General features: G+C 40.0%; 17 protein-coding genes. 6 read left to right on the top strand and 11 right to left on the bottom strand.

Annotated elements, in window-relative coordinates; all coding sequences use genetic code 11:
- Positions 1-71: 71 nt before the first annotated feature.
- The 4 genes from A6E03_RS01110 to A6E03_RS01095 form a co-directional block, all read right to left on the bottom strand.
- Positions 72-563, bottom strand: a complete 492-nt coding sequence (locus tag A6E03_RS01110; protein WP_065594482.1) for a DUF2489 domain-containing protein — start codon at positions 561-563, stop codon at positions 72-74.
- A 2-nt stretch (positions 564-565) separates the two neighbouring features.
- On the bottom strand, positions 566-1,114 hold the full coding sequence (yihI, locus tag A6E03_RS01105) for a Der GTPase-activating protein YihI (RefSeq protein WP_065594483.1): 549 nt from the start codon (positions 1,112-1,114) through the stop codon (positions 566-568).
- Complete coding sequence (locus A6E03_RS01100) at positions 1,114-1,755, bottom strand: class I SAM-dependent methyltransferase (RefSeq protein WP_141676861.1); 642 nt, start codon at positions 1,753-1,755, stop codon at positions 1,114-1,116. The genes yihI and A6E03_RS01100 overlap by 1 nt, the downstream gene beginning before the upstream one ends.
- A 158-nt stretch (positions 1,756-1,913) precedes the next feature.
- Complete coding sequence (locus A6E03_RS01095) at positions 1,914-2,531, bottom strand: cytochrome c (RefSeq protein WP_065594485.1); 618 nt, start codon at positions 2,529-2,531, stop codon at positions 1,914-1,916.
- A gap of 287 nt (positions 2,532-2,818) precedes the next feature.
- Between A6E03_RS01095 and yihA the strand changes: the two genes are divergently transcribed.
- Positions 2,819-3,466, top strand: a complete 648-nt coding sequence (yihA, locus tag A6E03_RS01090) for a ribosome biogenesis GTP-binding protein YihA/YsxC (RefSeq protein WP_065594486.1) — start codon at positions 2,819-2,821, stop codon at positions 3,464-3,466.
- A 718-nt stretch (positions 3,467-4,184) separates the two neighbouring features.
- Here yihA and polA read toward each other — a convergent pair.
- The 4 genes from polA to recQ all read right to left on the bottom strand — a co-directional run bounded on the left by polA (position 4,185) and on the right by recQ (position 10,630).
- Positions 4,185-6,989 carry a DNA polymerase I gene (polA, locus tag A6E03_RS01085; RefSeq protein WP_065600076.1) on the bottom strand — a complete coding sequence of 935 codons (2,805 nt, stop codon included), beginning with the start codon at positions 6,987-6,989 and terminating at the stop codon, positions 4,185-4,187.
- A gap of 701 nt (positions 6,990-7,690) precedes the next feature.
- A complete protein-coding gene (locus tag A6E03_RS01080) occupies positions 7,691-8,362 on the bottom strand; it encodes a 7-cyano-7-deazaguanine/7-aminomethyl-7-deazaguanine transporter (RefSeq protein ID WP_065594487.1) in 672 nt (223 codons plus the stop codon).
- 138 nt (positions 8,363-8,500) lie between these two features.
- Entirely contained in the window at positions 8,501-8,791 is a 291-nt protein-coding gene (locus A6E03_RS01075) for a DUF3630 family protein (protein WP_065594488.1), read from the bottom strand.
- A gap of 3 nt (positions 8,792-8,794) precedes the next feature.
- Positions 8,795-10,630 (bottom strand): ATP-dependent DNA helicase RecQ, encoded by a 1,836-nt coding sequence (gene recQ / locus A6E03_RS01070; protein WP_065600000.1) that lies wholly within the window; start codon positions 10,628-10,630, stop codon positions 8,795-8,797.
- A 181-nt stretch (positions 10,631-10,811) separates the two neighbouring features.
- Between recQ and rarD the strand changes: the two genes are divergently transcribed.
- The gene (rarD, locus tag A6E03_RS01065; RefSeq protein ID WP_065599999.1) at positions 10,812-11,717 is read left to right on the top strand and encodes an EamA family transporter RarD; all 906 of its coding nucleotides are present in this window, start codon (positions 10,812-10,814) and stop codon (positions 11,715-11,717) included.
- 413 nt (positions 11,718-12,130) lie between these two features.
- On the opposite strand, the gene uvrD is transcribed toward rarD, so the two are convergent.
- On the bottom strand, positions 12,131-14,335 hold the full coding sequence (uvrD, locus tag A6E03_RS01060; protein ID WP_065599998.1) for a DNA helicase II: 2,205 nt from the start codon (positions 14,333-14,335) through the stop codon (positions 12,131-12,133).
- Between the two features lie 147 nt (positions 14,336-14,482).
- Positions 14,483-17,008, bottom strand: a complete 2,526-nt coding sequence (locus tag A6E03_RS01055; RefSeq protein WP_065594492.1) for a class I adenylate cyclase — start codon at positions 17,006-17,008, stop codon at positions 14,483-14,485.
- A 258-nt stretch (positions 17,009-17,266) separates the two neighbouring features.
- Here A6E03_RS01055 and hemC point away from each other — a divergent pair, with 258 nt between their 5' ends.
- Genes hemC through A6E03_RS01035 form a run of 4 tightly spaced genes read left to right on the top strand, consistent with a single transcriptional unit; the run spans position 17,267 to position 21,351 of the window.
- The gene (hemC, locus tag A6E03_RS01050) at positions 17,267-18,202 is read left to right on the top strand and encodes a hydroxymethylbilane synthase (RefSeq protein WP_065594493.1); all 936 of its coding nucleotides are present in this window, start codon (positions 17,267-17,269) and stop codon (positions 18,200-18,202) included.
- 1 nt (position 18,203) lies between these two features.
- The gene (locus A6E03_RS01045; protein WP_065594494.1) at positions 18,204-18,965 is read left to right on the top strand and encodes a uroporphyrinogen-III synthase; all 762 of its coding nucleotides are present in this window, start codon (positions 18,204-18,206) and stop codon (positions 18,963-18,965) included.
- Positions 18,962-20,170: a uroporphyrinogen-III C-methyltransferase gene (locus A6E03_RS01040; protein WP_065599997.1), complete on the top strand. Its 1,209-nt coding sequence runs from the start codon at positions 18,962-18,964 to the stop codon at positions 20,168-20,170. The genes A6E03_RS01045 and A6E03_RS01040 overlap by 4 nt, the downstream gene beginning before the upstream one ends.
- On the top strand, positions 20,167-21,351 hold the full coding sequence (locus A6E03_RS01035; protein WP_065594496.1) for a heme biosynthesis HemY N-terminal domain-containing protein: 1,185 nt from the start codon (positions 20,167-20,169) through the stop codon (positions 21,349-21,351). Before A6E03_RS01040 ends, A6E03_RS01035 begins: the two co-directional genes overlap by 4 nt.
- 78 nt (positions 21,352-21,429) lie before the next feature.
- Here A6E03_RS01035 and fre read toward each other — a convergent pair whose 3' ends face one another.
- Positions 21,430-22,140, bottom strand: a complete 711-nt coding sequence (gene fre / locus A6E03_RS01030; protein ID WP_065599996.1) for an NAD(P)H-flavin reductase — start codon at positions 22,138-22,140, stop codon at positions 21,430-21,432.
- Between the last annotated feature and the right edge of the window lie 63 nt (positions 22,141-22,203).

Genomic DNA, 22,203 nt, shown 5'->3' with positions numbered 1-22,203 from the left:
ATTCTCTGCATCATAAAACATTTGCTCAATAAAGCCGATGACTTCAATGCGATAAGAAATAGAAGTGTCGATCAGATCATTTTAATATCAATTTTTTGATTCAGTGGTTTGATGCGATCATGTAATTGTTGGATCTCAACTTTTACAGTATCTTGCAAGCGCGCTTCGGCTTTAGTTCGAACTAAGTTATCTTTCATTCGATCTTGCTTCGCTAATTCTTGTCGCTCATCACCACGCGGCATATTTTTCACAACATGATATAACTCAGACAGCGCAGGATATTCAGCCTCGACATCAATACGATCACCTTCTTGTAGATAATCCATGATGCAATAGATACGAATAGACAATTCAGAGTAATCACATTGCTCTTGTAAACCAGCTTGGCAAAGCAGCACCACATTATCAAAAATATTGGCGTTACGCTTTTGTATCGCCAATTTTCTGTGTTGTTCTTGCAGTTCCTTCTGCTTTTTTAACTTCATCAGTAAGCTGCCAGCATAGCTAGCCAACGCAAGAATAATTGCACCGCCAAGCAGCGCTAACAGGGTTACTGTAGACATAATTATTTAAAATCATCCATATTGAAGTTATCAAATTCTGCCAGTAGATCATCATCGCTTTTCGCTTTACGATCTTCAAATTCTGGGAATTCTGCAATTTCTTCTTCTGACTCTTCGTCTTCTAATAAGCCTAAACGACCCATTAAGTGCTCAATACGCGCTAATTTTTCATCTACGTATTTTTGCAGACCCATACCTAGGTTTTCACCATTATCGATACGATCTAAAAGAACCATTAGCTGTGCGTCATTTTCTAGCATCGCTAATTCTTGTTCGTTAGTCAGACGACGCTCTTGCTTACTTGTCTTCGTTTTCTCTTCAACGACAAGTTGAATTGGTTTTTTACTGCCAATACGAGGATCTTTTTTAAGACCAAAACGGCGCGCTTGTTCTGCATTACTTTCTGCATTACGAGCACCGGCTTTTAGGCCTTTACGCTTTCTTTTACGCTTGATTTCGCGGCTGTCTACGTCACGATCAGTACGGTTACGTGTTACAACTACTGGCTCACTCGCCATTCCCGGAGTACGGGCTTTTTTAGTACGGCTCATTACTGGGTTTTCCTCAGTAAAATGACATCATCTCCAACAAATTCCATCTCAAGTTGATAGCGCTTTGCTACAAACTCAAATGTTTCTTTGCTGAAAAAGCTGACATGGGTTAAATCACTCTTGTAATGCCAAGTGGCAAACGCGCTTTCGTCCCTGGCTAGTTTCGTCATGATACCTAACCAACCACCAGGTTTTATCAAACTCAATAACAATTCCAATTCGTTTTGAGGCTGATAAAAATGCTCAATAGCTTCTGTACAACTGACGAAGTCATACTGCTTATCTAGCACGGACTTATCTGGTGTGTAATAAATATCATAGAGTTCGATATGGTGACCGGCTTCTCTCATCATATGAGCAAGCAATGGTCCAGGGCCACATCCAAAGTCTAGACCTTGCTGAGGTATCTCACCAACACGCTGCAACAAAGGCTCAGAAAATCGTGATAAGAAGGTTCGGTACCCTTCATCCTCAAGACTATTTTTATGACAATCGTAGTGAGCTTTTTCAGCTTCAGCGTCGAAACGATCCGCCTCATCCACATAAATAAGATAACATTGCTGACAGCGATAATAGCGTCGATGCTTATCTTGGTGGAATTTATCAGCGTGTGAATACTGACATAAAGGGCAAGATTGCATCATAAGCTCACTCCACTCCCTGAAAATTCTAGGGCGGGAAGTATACCCGATACTGGTGCAAAGATAATCGTTTTAACGTCTTTTTCATAAAAAAAAGCAGCTACAAGAGCTGCTTCTTCAAATTTAGTCTTAAATTAGTGCAACAATTACAATAAATATTAATGTAGACCACCAACGTACTGAGACAATGTTGTAATGTCATCATCAGTAAGTTTTTTGGCGATATCACGCATCATACCATTCATATCATTTGCACGATCAGCTGAGCGGAATTTTTCTAATTGTGCTTTTACATAGTCAGAATGTTGTCCTGATATTTTAGGAAAACCTGACAGTGACGTTCCATTACCTCGAGGTCCATGACAAGCGACACAAGCCGTAATCCCTCGTTCCATATCACCCGCTAAGTACAAAGCTTTACCAGTAGGAATTGATTCTTCTGGTGTTGTATTATCAGCCATCGGTAAAGAGGCATAATACGCAGCGATATCTTTTGCGTCTTGATCGCTTAATGGCATTGCCATTGCGCTCATCACCGGTTCCATACGACCTTGCTTACCTTGCGTTTGCATGCCCAATTTAAATTCATTGAGCTGCTTTTCAAGATAACCGGCGTGTTGACCAGCTAAATTCGGATATTGAGTCAGAGTACTATTACCCTCTTGACCATGACAAGCCGTACAAGTTACAGATTTTTGCTTCCCAGCTTCGATGTCTCCTTGAGCCCATGTTGAGCAACTAGCTAGGAGAGTTAATATCAGCGCTAATTTTTTCATGACATTCCATTTATTATTATCGTTCCCTCACAATGAGTTACCCTTTTTAACAAGGTTTCTTCGCACTGTGTTGAATATTAAGCTTCCAGTACCGCTCTAAATTGGCTACAGCATGATATAATGAGCGACCTTTACCGTTTTTGTTCTAAGTTTGTCACCAAAAAGTTAATAGTGACAACCTTGATGCGGTTATTTTACACATTTTCACAAAAAAGTAATCAGCTGACTACAATAATCCTACTTGGATCATTATCTACAGCTTGGTTTCACTCGAGACGGAGTTAACAGTGAGCAAAATCATTCACTATCAAAAGACACACTTTATTACCAGTGCACCAGATATTCGCCATCTACCTGAAGACGAAGGTATTGAAGTTGCCTTTGCTGGCCGTTCGAATGCGGGTAAATCAAGCGCATTAAACCGCTTAACAAACCAAAGAGGCTTAGCAAAAACATCTAAGACTCCTGGCCGTACGCAATTGATTAACTTATTCAAAGTCGATGAAAATTGTCACATTGTCGATTTACCAGGATACGGCTTTGCTCAAGTTCCTATTGAGATGAAGAAAAAATGGCAGAAATCTTTAGGTGAATACCTACAGAAGCGTCAGTGTTTAAAAGGTTTAGTGGTATTGATGGATATCCGTCACCCATTAAAGGACATTGACCAACAACTTGTCTTTTGGGCTGTTGACCAAAACATTCCAGTACAGATCTTGTTAACCAAAGCTGACAAACTGAAAAGCGGCGCTCGTAACACTCAAGTACTAAAAGTACGTGAAGCGGCGGCTGATTTTGGTGGTGAAGTCGTTGTTGATGCCTTTTCGTCATTGAAAGGAATTGGCGTAGAGGTTCTTCGAGCTAAGCTAGACACATGGTTTGCACCAGCGTTTGAAATTGACGAAGAATTCATTGAAAATCTAGATGCTGAGTAATCACATCTAATATCAATCAACACGTTTGATTGATAAGCAGGCTTGCCTGTAAGAAATAAAACCCCCACCTTAACGGGTGGGGAAATGGGAGAGATAAAGAGGTGTTATTATTTTTCTGTCGCGAATCATGCACCAAACCTTCTTATGAAACAAACACCACTCCCCAGCAGTTCCCCCTCTAATTACCCAAAACCTCACATCGTCTTTATTATTGTATAAAAACCAATACAATAAACCACATTAATCCTTTAAAAACATAAAGTTAAGATAATAATATAAGTGAATTATCAATATAGCAACGTGTAGTAAAAATTACATTTTGTGGGAAAGTTACAGAAAGAAGTATTTTAGAAGGAAATGATAAAATATTTTTTGAAGGCTTAGAAAGAAAAAACGCCCCAGTCAAAAAGGTTGACTGAGGCGGCTGAATTTAGCCAAATCCAATAACGTGAAACAAAAGGTCTGAAAGATAGAACATCTTTACCTCTGTACCCTACGCAGATAAATGTACAACAAACGAACAGTTTTGAAAACCTTTTTTTGTAATTTTTTTTCAGTTTCGTTCATAAAAACACAACATTCACCTGATGAAGGTCACTTTATTTTAGGTAAAAAAAAGCCAACGCGTGCGCTGGCTCATAGTTTTAAATTTAGATGTAACTTAGTTACAATTCAGTCAGTAATAATATTTATCATTTTTATAACAAAATCGTTAGCTTTAGTGGGCTTCATCCCAGTTGTTGCCAAAGTCACTATCTGCAATTAATGGGACATCTAACTCTACAGCACTTTCCATTAATGCCGTTACTTGCTTAGTCACGTCTTCTAATGCGTCTTCTTTCACTTCAAAGACCAATTCATCGTGTACTTGCATTAGTAAGTTAACTTGACCATTCCCTTCCGCTTCAATCCAGTTATCCACTAAGATCATTGCTTTCTTAATAATATCAGCCGCAGTACCTTGCATTGGCGCATTGATTGCAGCACGTTCAGCCGCTTTACGACGCATCGCATTACGAGCATTGATTTCAGGTAAATGTAAACGACGTCCGTATAAGGTTTCTACATAACCTTGCTCGGTTGCTAATAGTCGCGTTTCTTCCATGTATTGCATTACACCAGGGTAACGCTCGAAGTACACATTCATGTAATCTTGGGCTTCACCACGAGAGATACCAATTTGCTTAGCAAGACCAAATGCACTCATGCCATAGATCAAACCAAAGTTGATGGCCTTAGCACGACGACGATCTTCAGAGGTTACCTCTTCAATTGGCACGCCTTTCACTTCAGCTGCTGTTGCTGAGTGAATGTCTTTACCTGCAGAGAACGCTTCTAGTAATGCTTTATCTTGAGATAAATGCGCCATGATACGCAATTCAATTTGAGAGTAATCGACTGCTAAGATTTTCCAACCATGAGGAGCTACGAATGCCTGACGAATGCGACGACCTTCTTCGTTACGAATTGGAATATTTTGTAAGTTTGGATCGGTCGATGATAAACGACCCGTAGCGGTTACCGCTTGATGATAAGAGGTATGCACACGACCCGTCGTTGGATTGATCATCTTTGGAAGTTTATCGGTATAAGTCGACTTTAATTTTGCTAAGCCACGGTATTCTAAAATCAGCTTAGGAAGTTCATAGTCTAACGCTAGCTCTTGCAGTACTTCTTCATTGGTTGATGCTGCGCCTGATGGTGTCTTTTTAATGACTGGCAGTTCCATTTTCTCAAATAGAATAGCTTGAAGCTGCTTTGGTGAATTCATGTTGAACTCTTGCCCTGCAACTTCATACGCTGCTTTTTCTAGCTCATCAAGACGTTGACCAATCTCGAGTGATTGTGCAGAAAGTAGCATGTCATCAATATAGACGCCTTTTCTTTCCATACGAGAAAGTACAGAGATTAAAGGAAGTTCAATATCAGTAAACACGGCATTCAATTTGTCATCTGCTTTTAATTTTGCATTTAATACGTTATGCAGACGCAGCGTAATATCAGCATCTTCCGCCGCATAAGGGGCTGCTTGCTCTAATGCAATTTGGTTAAACGTAAGTTGTTTCTTACCCTTACCCGCGATCTCTTCAAATGAGATGGTGTTATGTTGCAGATAACGTAGAGCTAGGCTGTCCATGTTGTGCTTGCCTGCCACACTGTTATAAACGTATGACTCCAACATGGTATCGAACTTAATGCCTTTCATTTCGATATCATAACGAGCTAATACACTTGCATCGTATTTTAAGTTTTGACCCACTTTTGCTTTGCTATCATCTTCTAAATACGGTTTTAATTGCTCAAGAACCCAATCACGATCAAGTTGTTCTGGTGCATCAAGATAATCATGAGCAACAGGAACATAAGCGGCTTCGCCTTCTTCGATAGCAAATGACAGACCGATAAGATTAGCCACCATGTAATCTAGGCTGTCAGTTTCTGTATCAAATGCAACGATTTCTGCATTATTTAGTTTTTCTAACCAAGACAGAAATGCTTCTTTGGTTAAAATTGTTTCGTACTTTGAGCGATCAACTTGAGCTGCAACAATCACTTCATCTTGAGTTTCACCACTGTTCTCTGATGATGACTCAATTTTACGATTGGCTGATGTTTCATGTGAAACGATCTTACCGTCACTGCCATCTAGCATTTCGGTTAACCAACGCTTAAAGTTCATTTGACCAAACATTTGAATTAATTCATCTACATTTGGATCTTGTTTTACAAGCTCTTCAGGTCTTTGCTCTAATTCAACATCAAGTTTAATAGTCGCAAGTTTATAAGAAAGGTAAGCCCCTTCTTTATTCTCTTCTAGCTTCTTCGCCATGCCTTTTGAGCCACGGAAACCTAATGGCGCAATATCATCAAGATTGGCGTAAAGGGTATCTAAACCACCAACGCCTTGTAATAATGCTCTTGCTGTTTTGTCACCAATGCCAGGAACACCCGGAATGTTATCTGAGGTGTCACCCATCAATGCAAGATAATCAATAATCAGCTCTGGTGGAACGCCGAATTTTTCTTCAACACCTTCAGGTCCCATGATCACATTAGTCATGGTATTAATTAGGGTGACGTTTTCATCAACCAATTGCGCCATATCTTTATCACCGGTACTAATAAGTACAGGGATACCCGCTTTAGATGCTTGTGAAGCAAGAGTACCAATCACATCATCGGCTTCTACCCCTGAGATAGATATCAGCGGTAAACCCATTGCTTTGATCAGTTTATGCAGAGGTTCAATTTGGCAGCGTAAATCATCTGGCATTGGTGGACGATTCGCTTTGTACTCTGGATACATATCATTACGGAAGGTTTTTCCTTTCGCATCAAAAATAACCGCAACACGATCCGTTTCAAATTGTTTTAGAAGACTACGTAGCATATTGATAACGCCATACACCGCACCCGTTGGTTGGCCATCGCCATTAGTAAAATTAGGCGCTGCGTGATACGCACGGAAAAGATACGAAGAGCCATCCACTAAGATGAATGGATTATCAGGAATTCTTGCCATAGTCGGTATTATCCAGAGGTTATTATGATCAATGAGTTTCATTTTATACCCAAGCCACATCAAAATGCTGCTCTTCATTCCTTTTTTCTTCTTTTATTTATCAAAAGTTAAGATATACATCCTCACCCATCTGTGGATAACTCTGTTTGTAATTATTTTTCGCATAATTAATAACTATTTTATCAATTCAAAAAAAGTAGATTAAAAACTAAAAAATCAAAAACTTAGATCAGGTCAAATGATCAACAAAGAGATCCTTAATTGATCATGCTTTGTGGACAATAATATTAACCGCCTACTTTTCTATAAAAAAAATCCCTATTTCAAAGTGCATCATTTGTAATAAAACTTGCAAATAACTCAAAAAATAGACAAAAAAAAGCGGCGTCTTCGATAAGAAGCGCCGCTCAGCAGAAAAAGAATAATGGCAAATAATTAACTTAGAAACCTTCACCATTAATCATCAAGCTGATTTACACTGGAAGCAATGTGAGCAATGTCGTGCCTTCTTGAAATAGTGCGGGGTAAACCACAGTGCGTTATTCCCTGAAGACAATGTAATAATAACCATTCTCATTTAAAATACAACATCTAAATGACATTAATTCTCAACTAATAATTAAAAACTATTATTTTCAATCAGATATAACAAAAAAAGGTCAGCTCTTTGCTGACCTTTTCATACTGTATTATTTTTCAATCTACGGCTGAGAAGCTTGAGTCGCTAATTGATGCCCTTCAGAAGTTAATTTACGAATCAGATAATTCAATAAGATGCCATACATAGGAACAAACAGCCCTAAACTGATAACTAACTTAACGCCATAATCTACTAATGCTATCTCTGTCCAGTGTTCAGCCATAAAGGCATCTGGGCTGTGATAAAAAGCAATAGCAAAGAATGCTAAGGTATCAATCGCATTACCAAATAGAGTTGAGCACGTTGGTGCTACCCACCACTGTTTTAGCTGACGAAGACGATTAAATACATGAACATCTAATATCTGTCCGAGTAAATAAGCCATGAAGCTTGCGATCGCAATACGAGCAACAAACAAGTTAAATTCACCCAGTTGTGAAAAACCTTGATATTGACCTTCAAAGAAAATAACCGATAAGAAATAAGAGACCGCTAAGGCTGGCAACATAACAAAGAAGATAATACTTCTTGCCATCTTGGCACCAAAGATCCGAACCGTTAAATCCGTTGCTAAGAAAATGAATGGGAAGGTAAATGCACCCCATGTGGTATGAAACCCAAACAAAGTGAATGGGATCTGAACCAAATAGTTACTAGATGCAATAATTACAAGGTGGAATACCACAAGGAAAGATAAAGCGTTGCGCTGTTGCGCGGGCGTAAATGTACTCATATAAGTACCTTTTTGTCATTGGGGGCGAGGGAACCCAAATTAAACACAAAGCTAAAATCACCGTTTATTTACGTAATGACTCTAGCCAATTTTCAAGGCGGCGATTATACATTAACCACTTTTGATCACAAGAGCCGCTTAAAACAAACCTGCAATAAAAGTTAACTCGTCTTGACTCTCGGTACGAGCCAATGCTTCAAGCCATACCGAATTCGAATAATGCTCAGCGCGTAACATAAATTGTGCACCTTCAAAGTCGATTAACCACGAGTGAAGGTCTGCATCGATTTGTTGCTCAGTGATCTTCGCATCCATTGCGTTGACTAACTGCTTTCCTATCACTTCAAAAGAATCAAAATCAAATTCTGGAATAGAAAAAATAATGCGTCCCGCTTCTTTATCAAACTCAACCACTGAAAATAGGCTCATGATTTATCCTTGTCCGGTAATGTGCATTTCAATCAAATCTAAAAATGGATCAGCGTATTTTTCTAGTTTCTTCTGCCCTACTCCATTAACCGCCAACATTTCGCCATACGAGGTCGGCGTTATATCTGCCATGTCCATTAACGTGGCATCACTGAAAACCACATAAGGAGGCAAATCATCACGATCAGCAATCGATTTACGCAGTTTTCGTAACTTTGCAAACAGCTGTTTATCGTAATGACGGTTATTGAGTTTCTCTGATTTAGCCGTTTTAGCTGCGGTATCCAGTCGTGGCACAGCAAGCTCTAAAGATTCTTGGCCTTTTAAGATAGGACGTGCTTCTTCAGTTAATTGCAATGTCGAATTTCGAGTAATGTTTTGCGCTAATAACCCTTTATGGATCAGCTGTCGAATAACACTAACCCAATACTCATGGCTGTGTTCTTTACCAATACCATAAGTCGATAACTTGTCATGTCCATGCTCACGAATACGGGCGATCTTTAGCCCTCGTAATACTTCCACCACATAACCCACACCAAAGCCTTGATTCACTCGATATACGCACGATAGCGCTTTTTGAGCGGCTTCTGTACCATCAAATTGCTTTGGTGGGTCTAAACATACGTCACAATTGCCACAAGGTTTCGGGCTGTATTCCCCAAAATAATTCAACAGTACTTGGCGACGACATGTTTGCGCTTCAGCAAAAGCCGTCATGGCATTAAGCTTATGGCTTTCAACCAGTTTTTGAGGCCCTTCTGGCTTTTCTTCAACCAGTTTACGCAACCATACTATATCCGCAGGATCGTAAAGCATGACAGCTTCTGCTGGTAGGCCATCACGCCCTGCTCGACCGGTTTCTTGGTAGTAAGATTCAATGTTCTTTGGAATATCAAAATGCGCCACAAAACGGACGTTGGATTTGTTGATCCCCATACCAAACGCAACGGTCGCGACAACGATCTGAATATCATCACGTTGAAACGCTTCTTGAACATAATTACGCTCATCCAGATCCAAACCTGCATGATAAGACGCTGCTCGGATGTGGTTATTACAAAGTTTTTCTGTCAGCATTTCTACTTTTTTACGACTGCCACAGTAGATGATGCCGCATTGATTCTTCTGCGTTGCAAGGTAATGCACAATTTGACTGACTGGTTTGTGTTTTTCTAACACGGTATAACGGATATTAGGGCGATCAAAACTGCCCAAATACTCATGAGGGTTAGGTAACGAGAGACGACTTAGAATATCTTTTCGGGTTGCTTCATCAGCCGTCGCCGTAAGTGCCATAATTGGAACGTTGGGAAAGCGCTGTTTGATTTGGCCAAGTGACGCATATTCTGGACGGAAATCATGACCCCATTGCGAGATACAATGCGCTTCATCAACGGCAATCATGCATAAATTCAGAGACTCTAAACGCTCCATAAAATCACGCATCATTACGCGCTCAGGTGAAACGTATAACATCTTAACTTGGCCTGAATTGATACGATTCCAAATCGCGACTTGCTCATCACGATCAATAGTCGAGTTCAAACATTCCGCCCTAACGCCATCGGCCTTAAGTTGATCAACTTGGTCTTTCATTAAAGAAATTAATGGCGATATAACTAACGTTAATCCATCAAATACTAATGCTGGGATTTGATAGCAAAGTGATTTACCGCCACCCGTCGGCATAATAACCAAGCTGTCTTGACCATCAAGAACAGCATTAATGACTTCTTCTTGTCCAACACGAAATTTTTGATAGCCAAACACGTCTTTTAAAACAGTGTAACTCTGTGAACCCTGTTCAATTGGCTGTTCTGCGATAATGCTGGACATAAAAAACTCATCAATACTATGGGAGGCTCATTCTACCTATGCTTATTGGTGAGGAAAAGAGCAATAGGAAAATACTAGGCACATTCGACACTGAGCTCTATACTCCATCGAACAACAATTCATACAAGGTGTGATCATAAAGACACCTTTTCTATTACATTATTTCGTTAAGAATCTATTTATGCCAACCACAGAACTCGAACAACAACGCACCCGCCAGGGCGTTTTTTTGGCTCTTAGTGCCTATACCATGTGGGGCATCGCACCTATTTATTTCAAAACTATTAGTGAGGTTTCCCCGTTAGAGATTTTAAGCCACCGTGTTATTTGGTCTTTCTTTTTTCTAGCGGGACTATTGTTTTTATCTAAAGGTTGGAAAACGGTTGCGAACACCCTAAAAGATAAACGGAAAATGGGTTACCTAATGACAAGCAGTGTGTTGATAGGCGCTAATTGGTTAATTTTCATTTGGGCAGTCACTGCTGATCACATGTTGGATGCCAGTTTAGGTTATTTCATCAACCCCATTTTTAATGTCATGCTTGGGATGCTTTTTTTAGGCGAAAGACTAAGAAAATTGCAATGGCTTGCGGTTTGTTTTGCTGCGATTGGCGTACTTATTCAACTGTTCACTTTTGGTTCAATTCCCATCGTGGCTTTAGCATTAGCCTGTAGTTTTGGTTTCTATGGCTTATTACGAAAAAAAGTCGCTATGAATGCACAATCTGGTTTATTTATTGAAACCTTAGTTCTATTACCAATAGCAGCTACCTATTTATTGTTTATCGCGAATTCCCCAACCTCTGACTTCGCCACGAATTCAACAAACCTGAATTTATTATTGATTGCCGCCGGTATCATCACCACCGTTCCTCTGCTTTGTTTTACTGGTGCCGCGACTCGATTAAAGCTAACCACGCTAGGTTTCTTTCAGTATGTCGGTCCAAGCTTAATGTTTATTCTTGCTGTTGGCTTATATGACGAGGTATTTAGTGCAGATAAAGCCATTACATTTGGTTTTATTTGGGGAGCATTAATCATATTTACAACTGATGCATTTATCACTAATAAAAGAAAAAATAAATAACAGCCAAAATTAAATACACCAAACAAACAAGATTGCAATATTTGCATTCTAATTTCATGAATTGCATTTCAATTTTGTTATTTTTATGAAGAAATCAAAATGCAGCCGTGAAATTTATTTCTCAATATGTGACACTAAGCCAATAATAAAACTACAAATAATTGACAATATTGTAAATAGGTTATAACTATGGCTAGGTGTAAAAATTGTAAAGCGGAACTACCGCTATTACCGTCAAAAAGAAGCCTTGTAGAAAGGCACATAACACAACGTAATACAAAAAAATTTACATGTCATAAATGTAATGAATTACAATTTATAAATCCCTTTGATTCAAATAAAAGTGGCATAACAAAATAAAAAAAAGAGAGCGAATTCGCTCTCTTTTTTTATACTGGAAATATAACGCTATATTACATTGACTCTAATTTCGCATACTGAGTCACAAGCCACTTAATCCCTTCCCCATTAAAAGCCACCTGAACTCGTCCTTGTGGCCCAGCTCCCTCAAAGTTAATGATTGTTCCTTCACCAAATTTAGGGTGCTTCACACGCTGACCTAAGCCATAACCAGTTTCATTAAAGTTATTATTCATCGCTTTCTGACCAAATCGACTGTCAGATGAGCTGTCTTGAGAACCATAGCTTCCATAAGATCCTGTTCGGCTTACTTTGGCCTTCATACGTACTTCTTCAACACAGTTCGTCGGTAGTTCTTTAATAAAGCGTGATGGTTTGTGGTATTTCTCTTGGCCATACACTCGGCGCGTTTCTGCATAAATAATATACAGCTTTTCCATCGCACGCGTCATACCAACATAACAAAGACGACGCTCTTCTTCTAAGCGCCCCGCTTCTTCTGCTGACATTTGGCTTGGGAACATACCTTCTTCAACGCCCACCATAAATACCAATGGGAATTCCAACCCTTTCGCGCTGTGTAATGTCATTAGTTGAACGGCATCTTCAAACTCATCCGCCTGACCTTCACCAGACTCTAATGCTGCGTGAGTTAAGAACGCCGTTAAATCCGTCATCTCTTCGGCTTCTTCTGGTTTATCAAACTGACGAGTCGCCGTTACTAATTCTTCCAAGTTCTCAATACGGGCTTTTGATTTTTCGCCTTTCTCTTGCTCATACATCGTAAACAGGCCTGAGTTTTTAATCACTTGGTCAGTTTGTTCATGTAAGCGACAATCACGAGTATCGTCTTCTAATGCATTAATTAGCTCGATAAAACGGCTTAATGCGCCAGCCGCACGACCCGGTAATACTTGCTCTTCAATCAAAGCAAGACTAGCTTGCCACATGGTCGCCCCGCGTTCACGCGCAGCAAAACGCACGGTTTCGAGTGTTTTATCACCAAGACCACGTGTTGGCGTATTCACTACACGCTCAAAAGCCGCATCATCATGACGATTGTTCATTAAACGTAGGTAAGACAAGGCATCTTTGATCTCTTGTCGTTCGAAGAATCGCATACCACCATAAATTCGATACGGTAATCCTGCTTGAATTAAAGCTTCTTCTAATACACGAGATTGGGCGTTGTTACGATATAGGAATGCAGAGTCTTGCAAAGCACCACCATTATCACGCCACTCTTTAATTTTCCCAACCGCAAAGCGAGCTTCATCCATTTCGTTATAAGCAGAGTAAATAGAGATCAGATCGCCATCTGCATCTTCAGTCCATAACTTCTTACCCATACGCTCAGTATTGTTACTGATCAGTTCATTGGCAGCATTTAGGATATTAGCGGTTGAACGGTAATTTTGCTCTAAACGAATGGTTTTTGCACCCACAAACTCATCTAAGAATTTTTGAATATTTTCGATCTGGGCGCCACGCCAACCATAGATAGATTGATCATCATCACCCACGATCATCACTTTACAATCAGAACCGGTCATCATGCGTAACCATGCGTATTGGATGTTGTTGGTATCTTGGAATTCATCGACCAAAATATGCTTAAAGCGCGCCTGATAGTGCTCACGAATGTGTTTATTATCACGAAGAAGTTCATGAGCTCGAAGTAGGATCTCAGCAAAATCAACCAATCCAGAGCGATCACACGCGTCTTGGTATGCTCGGTATACTTTTAGCCATGTTTCAGCGATAGGATCATTAAATGAATTAATTTGATGTGGGCGTAGACCTTCGTCTTTCTTACCATTAATAAACCAAGCCGCTTGACGCGCAGGCCAGTTTTTATCATCCAAATTCTGAGCTTTGATCAACCGCTTTAATAAACGTTGCTGATCATCTGAATCAATAATTTGGAAACCTTCAGGTAGTTTTGCATCAAGATAATGCGCACGAAGAATACGGTGGCAGATACCATGGAAAGTTCCGTTCCACATTCCACCCGCACTGCCATGCATTAACTCTTCAATACGGCCACGCATTTCTGCCGCCGCTTTATTAGTAAATGTCACTGACATAATAGAGAAAGGAGACGCTTGTTCGATTTGCATTAACCATGCGATACGATGAACAAGTACTCGAGTTTTACCACTACCGGCACCCGCAAGTACAAGCATGTTTTCTAACGGAGCAGCTACGGCTTCGCGCTGTTTGTCATTAAGACCATCAAGAAGAAAAGAAACGTCCATCACATCACACTGGTTATTTATACATGTGAGTGAAGTATATACTGAAATGAAGTGAGACCCAACCTAGAGGCTAGATTTGCTTTTGAATTGAGCAAAGCTAAGACAAAATACTCGCTTAGCTTTGTTATTTTATGCTTTATTTAAAAATCACTGCACTTGTTTTGATTTACACTGTTGCTGCCCACTGCGATAAGAAAGCACTGAGGCTTCTTTTGTTTCACCGTAAACCACCTCATAAAATTGAGGTAAATTAAAGTTCACTTTATCAGGGAGATCTAAATCAATGTTATTACGGCTTGAGGTGTAGTAATGGTTAATGCTGTTTACCATGTCATCTTTACTGCCATAACACTCATGATAAATCTCAACCTTATTCTCTTCATCCAAGACATAAATATTGAATCCATCATCGTTCTTATCTGATACATCAAAGAAAAATTGAATTAATCCTTCACTTGCAAATGAATCCACGACATCTGGGATAATGACACCGCTGCTATCACCTAAAGGAATAGTCGTTGAACCAATGGCTTTATTGGTTGAAATACTTGAGTAAAATTGCACCGAATCTTCTAACTTTTGAATCGATACGCCACGACGTTCAAAGAATAGACCGTACATGGTTGAGCCAATTTTAATGCCTTTAAACCGACGGCGTTTTTCGTTATTTTCAACCGGTTTTAGGCGAAGTTCAATACACTCAGCCAATAACTGATAAATGTTATTACGAATGATGCCACGCATTTGTTTGCTATAGCAAAATACGTCAACAGATTCAGGACGAGCCGCGTCTTGGTGCATTTTACACAGTACCGTTTTTAGTGCATCAAGAATGGCCGTTTCACCACTGAAGTTAAGCGTTCTCACTTCATGCCATGAATTTCGGTAAACCAAATCAACACTTCCGATCAAATTATTTTGATTACTACCACAACTGAAAATATCTGCATCTGCTTGATTCATTCGCTCAGGCTTCATTTTCAATGTTTCAGTCGGGTCATTTTCTAAATTGATAAAAATTGAAAGTTGACGAACTTCACACGGGCTACCTAATTCTTCTTTGGTTGGTTGCGGCATATGAACAGAAAACGTATTTCTTAAGTCGCTTACCATTTGGTAAAACTTATCAATATTCAGATCAGCTTGGCGTACAACGGCATCTAAACGTGTTGATTCAGTAAGTAATCCATTAAAGAATGCCCACGCAACCAACTTACTTAAGTATCGGTTGTGTTCTAAATACTTCGCACCCATCAATTCTTTAGCGATTAGCGGTTTTTTGTATACATACCAACCCGCGTTATTAATTCCGGTATCTTGCACTTCAATAAAGCTTAAATCACTTTCATGCAAGTCAGGTGAAATTTGCGGATTTAATAGCGTAACTTTACCAGGAAGTTCTTCAAATGCAGCGTAGAGCTTACGAGCAAGAATACTAATGTCTTCAGGGCTTATCGATGACGTTATATCGTTGTTACGTGCAAATCTGATCAAATTACGATAGCTTTGCATTAATGCTTCAAGCAAATCATTATGTGATTTTTTAACTTGCTCCACTTTCCACGAACGACGAGAATCAAGCTCAATAATTGTTGCTTGAGACCAACCCCATCGTGTGGTTAGTTCTGTTAACGCTTTACGACGCCATTCCACTGAGTCTTGCCCCTCTTTTCGAGACAATTTTTCATGTGTTTTTAAATAAAAACTACGGCGAACAAGTTCTAAACGAGCCATATCATTGGTTCGTTCAAGGTAACGAGTTACTTTTTCTAGCATTAGATAATACGCATCCATGCCATAGAGATCGGGCTCTTCAGCAAAGAAACGGCGTTTACTATCAATACTTAATAATTGAGTGTGCGGATATTCCCAAGAATAGGCTTCCAATAAGATGGCTTTTAACACCGACTTAAATGGGGAATCTATGCTTTTATAAAGTTGCCATAGACTAGAACCAAAGTATTCTTCCGCAGGGATATGATTTAGACGACCAAAATCGATCCACTCATCTTTACGAATGACACCTCTCTGACAAAGCTGATCAACATATTCATCATAGCTTTCTTCCATTTCTGGAGGAATTATCTGCCATAATAATTGCTGTCCGCCTAAACAAACTGCGGTTCTATAAAATTCATCAAGCAGCAAAAGATGCTGTGAGGACCCACAGTTATCTCCTGTCATTTCTTCAGAATACGCTTCACGAAAACGGGTTTGTTCCATTAAGAAAAAGTTAGCTTCAATATAGAATTGTGCCGCCCACTTAGTCAGAGCGTCACATTTTTTCTGTAGAAGTACTTTTTTATCAAGAGGGAGTGATTCAGGAATACATACCCAAATATCAAGATCACTGGCGACAGTTTGCCCGATAGATGAAGTACTACCCATAGAATACAAACCAAGGATGTTTTCTTGATTAGAAGTAGAAAGAGGATAGCGAAGCGTCAGTTGAGCCATCCACTCACGCTGCTTCTGATTTGCATGAAATTGCTTAATACCACTAGGTGCACCTTCAATAAACCCCGGGAGTTCCGAGTGATTGAAATGCAGTAGCAATGGCAATTGATGGAAGATCTCTTGCCCAAGTGGTTTCATTAATGCTAACGCACGCTCTATACGTTGTTCAGTAAGGCGTTGTTGTCGAGCAATTAAGGTTTCAATATAGGTTTGCAAATAGAAAGCCTAGTCCATCTTTTGTCATCAATGATGACGGTTAATATTGGATAGAACTCAGCCAATACCGACTATAAAACGTGATCAAGATAACACTTTTCATTACTGCCGTAAAGTTCACGCATTAAGTGTAATCATAGATATCCCTATAATTTTCGGTGTTGTTTTTAACCTATAATCACACTGTTGTCATCCTGTATTTTCACCTCACCCTCAAGTAGTGGTAGGATAAGGTAATTATTTTGATCGGATACTATTATGTCACAGCAATTACCAGTTCGAATTGCCACTCGTAAAAGCCCTTTAGCGCTATGGCAAGCTCATTTTGTTAAAGACGCACTGCAATCTATCCACCCTGGTTTGGAGGTCGAATTAGTTACGATGGTAACTAAAGGTGACATCATTCTAGATACCCCTTTAGCAAAAGTGGGCGGAAAGGGGCTATTCGTAAAAGAACTTGAAGTGGCAATGTTAGAAGGTCGTGCTGATCTTGCGGTTCACTCAATGAAAGATGTTCCAGTTGAGTTTCCTGAAGGGTTGGGTCTGGTGACCATTTGTGAGCGAGAAGACCCGCGTGACGCATTTGTCTCTAATACCTACAACAATATTGAAGAGCTACCGCAAGGGGCTGTCGTTGGTACTTGTAGCTTACGTCGTCAATGCCAGTTAAAAGAAGCGCGCCCTGATTTAATTATCAAAGATCTTCGTGGCAATGTCGGTACTCGTCTACAAAAATTAGACGATGGTAATTACGATGCCATTATTCTTGCTTGTGCAGGCCTTATCCGTTTAGGTTTAGAAGACAGAATCAAAAGCTCTATTGAACCAGAACAATCTCTACCTGCTGTTGGCCAGGGCGCCGTTGGTATTGAAACTCGCCTAAATGACGATCGTATCCGCGCTTTACTTGCACCACTAAATCACCCAGAAACGGCACACCGAGTACTGTGTGAACGTGCGATGAATAATCGTCTTGAAGGTGGTTGTCAGGTGCCAATCGGCAGCTACTCACTCATTGATGGCGACCAGATTTGGTTACGAGCACTGGTTGGTGAACCTGATGGCTCTATCATGGTCCGTGGTGAAATTACGGGATCGGTTTCTGATGCAGAAGCATTAGGCACCCAGTTAGCTGAACAACTGCTTAATAATGGCGCGAAAGATATTTTAGATCGCCTATACGCTGACGCTTAACATGACGATTTTGGTGACTCGCCCAGAGCAAGAGAGCCAAGCACTCTGTAATGCCCTTAATCAATTAGGGCATTCTGCTATTTCTCACTCTTTACTCACCATACATCCAGGTAGAGAACTGTCTCAACTACCGTCATTATTCTCTTCTTTATCTGATGGGGATTTCATCATATCCGTCAGTCAACATGCCGTTGAACATGCTCAACTTTTCCTTAAAAAGCAGCAAAAAGAATGGAAAAAAGGCGTTAATTACATTGCGGTTGGCCAAAAGAGCGCGCAATACCTCAAAACCTATATTTCAGATCCAGTACACTTCCCAACACCAAGCGACAGTGAACATTTACTTGCACTCCCTGTCTTAAAAAACGTGACTGGAAAAAGAGCTATAATTCTGCGAGGTAATGGCGGTCGAGATCTTATTTATCAAGCACTCGAAGATCTTGGAGCCAAAGTCACCTATTGTGAAACTTATCAGCGACAATCAACGTCGTTTGATGGTTCAATAAAAGCTAAAGAGTGGCAAGAGAAAAACGTAGATACGCTGGTGGTCACGAGCGGTGAACAACTTACTTTTTTCACCTCGCAATTTACCAATACAGATTTAGATTGGGTATTAACGTGTCGATTATTAGTACCTAGCGAACGAATTAACCAAATTGGGCAACAACTTGGTTATCAACATATTGAAACGGTTGGCGGAGCCTCTAATTCCGACTTGCTGCACTATCTCAGTGAGCATCATCATGATGGGACTTTCAAATGACAAAAAATAACAATAAGCCACAGTCTGCCGAAGAAAACGCAGCACCGGTTATCGTGCCTTCTTCGGCAACACAAGACCAAACTACGCATTCAACTTCTACGACTCCACCTAAAAAATCAGAAGAGCTTGTCGATAAAAAAGGCCGCCGTTTAGGCACTGTTGCTATCATTATTTCTATCTTATTAAGTGGCGGTGCTTTTTTAACGTCGCAACAACAAGTAACTCAGCAACAAATTCATATTGCTCAACTTGAACAGCAATTAAAAAGCGCCGACAGTACCTTTGATGCAAAATTAGTAACTGCTGAACAGCGTATTACAGATAAAGCTGATGAAATTGTTCGTAAGGCTACCGTCTTAATGCAACAACAAGACAAGAGCATTGCTAGCCTTCAATTAGCCATTGCAGATGTTAAAGGTCGCCGTCCAAATGATTGGCTACTTGCTGAAGCTGATTACCTAGTAAAAATGGCTGGCCGTAAATTATGGCTTGAGCATGATGTTGTAAGTGCCACGCGCCTAATGGAAAATGCAGACCAGCGCATCTCTGCCTTAAACGACCCAAGTTTAACACCACTACGCCGAGCAATGGCAGATGACATTGCGACATTAAAGGCCATTCCATTAATTGATCGTGATGGTTTGGTACTGAAACTGAACAGCCTAGAACAACAAATCAATAAACTTCCCCTTGCTAGCGCGGTGCTTCCTGAAGCTGAAGCGGTAGAACAGAAAAAAGTGTCAACCAACATTAATGATTGGCAATCAAACTTAATGCAGTCTCTGGATAACTTTGCTGGTCATTTTATTACTTACCGTGTACGTGAAGGTAATGTCATTCCTTTGCTTAGTCCCGAACAACATTTTTACCTAAAAGAGAACATCAAAGGTAAGCTACTGCTTGCTTCTAAGGCGTTATATCGCGAACAAAGTGAAGTGTATGCAACCTCATTAGAAAGTGCGAAGCTATGGTCTTCTCAATACTTCCAACAAGATGACCCTGCAGTTAAGAGTTTCATGGCTCAATTAGACTCACTAGCCAAATTCAAAGTTGATGTTCGCTACCCACAAAAAATGGAAACACAGGCTTTATTATCAGACTTCATTTCTGAACGTTTACGCCGAAATGTTCAAGCTGTTGGATCCACTCCAATAAAAGCAACACCAGTAAAGAAAGCGGAAACGGTTGAAGGAGATAAATCATGATCCGATTACTTCTTCTGGCAATCGTTTTAGTCGGTGGATTAATTGTAGGGACGACGTTTGCCGATCAACAAGGTTATGTCTTAATTTCGGTTGCAGATACCACAATAGAGATGAGCTTAACCACGTTAGTTCTTTTTATTGGCGCATTAATAGCAGGTCTGTTCTTACTAGAGATCCTCGTAAAACGCATCTTATCAGTCGGTAATTTTACTCGCGGTTGGTTTAGTGCTCGTCATTTACGTAAAGCTCGCTATAACACCTTTAAAGGCATGATTAAATTACATGAAGGTGAATGGAAAGAAGCTGAACGCTTAATAACTAAAGGTGGACGTCATAACGATTTTCCATTATTAAACTATCTTGCCGCAGCAGAAGCAGCACAAGGTCGTAAGCAACTTGAACAACGTGACCGTTATTTACAACTGGCTTCTGAACAATCAGACAGCACATTAGCTGTCGCATTGACCAGTGCAAAATTGCAAATTCGTGAAGGTCAATATGAGTTAGCTCTTGCGACACTACAATCAGTAAAAGTAGATTACCCGCGTAACCCTGTATTGCTAAGCTTGCTTAAAGAGTGTTATTTAGCTCTAAATGAATGGCTGCCATTAAAGAATATTATTCATCCATTAACGAAGGCTAATCTAATTTCGGAGCAGCAAGCTTTAGAATTAGAAGAAAAAGCAGAGTGTGGATTAATGGCCTTCATTGCGACAAATAAAGGCACTGCTGGGTTATTAGATCATTGGAACTCTTTACCTAAAAAGCTAAAGAAACACGTTCCTATATTAGTCTGTTTAATTAGGCAGTTACACAACCGTAAAGCGGATTCTGAAGCCTATATTATTTTACGAGATAACCTAAAAAAACGCGCAGATGATCGCTTAATAGAATTACTACCAACATTGAACCTTGCTGATTATCATCCTGCAACCCTATTACTTGAAGACATGGTAAATTACGATGCTCGCAATCCTGTCATCCAAAGCACACTTGCACAACTTTATATGCGCACTCAAAAATGGCAACCTGCTCGTGAACATTTTGAAGCCGCATTAGAGATACGTGAAAATATGTCTGATTATGCTTATCTTGCGCGTGTTTTAGATAAACAAAACAGAAAACAAGCGGCGGCGGATCTTTCGCGTAAAGCATTAACCATGGTTGATGATAACAATTAGCTCTGATTAAACAATGCATATAAAAAACGCCACCCCTTAATAGAGTGGCGTTTTTATTTGTCTATAATCCATAACAGATTAAATAAAAGCGAACGCATCACCAAATAACTGCTCTTTTTTCGCTTTTTTCTCAGTAATAAATTGATCACGAGCTGCACCCGCCATCTCAAAACGACCGGCAATATAAATATCCATCTCAGCTAATGAAGTAAAGTCTTCTTTAACCGCTTCAAGTACATTACCTGTTTTTCCAGCCCAGCCTTCTGTTTGTTCGACAACGGGTACAAACGTAATATGGTCATGTGTAGCTGCAATGGCTTCTATTTCGGCTTTTGCGTATAACTGGCACTCATCACGACCACCCCAATAAAGATAAATGGGCTTTTGAATCTTTTGGCTAATGCTGTGATCAAGAATTGAACGTACGTAGCTAAACCCTGTTCCTCCCGCGATTAAGAGCATTGAACGATCACTGTCTTCGCGGATCCAGGCTTCTCCATGAGGAGCATCAATTTGAATATCTCCGCCATTTTCTAGTGCTGCTTTCATTGATTCGACCACTTCACCCGCATAAGCGTTATGTTCTGCTGCGCCAATATGAAGCTCAATTTCGCCTTCATGGCGACAAGGGCTGCTAGCGATTGAAAATGGACGTTTGTCTTTCTCTCCCATCACAACCATTAAGTATTGACCAGCTTTGAACTCTACGGGTTGTTCTGGATGAAGTAATATTTGAAAAGTATTACAAGCCAACGGCTCGATAGACTTTACTTTGCAATTGATTGGCATGACTTTCCTTTTTCAGCTGATATCTATTTTTAAATGATATTTATACGCTGTAATTATTATGAG

The organism is Aliivibrio sp. 1S128 (assembly GCF_001691065.1).
In the GTDB taxonomy this organism is placed as follows: Bacteria; Pseudomonadota; Gammaproteobacteria; order Enterobacterales; family Vibrionaceae; genus Aliivibrio.
The sequence above is the reverse complement of the archived record's forward strand: the minus strand, read 5'-3'. Positions and strand labels throughout refer to the sequence as shown.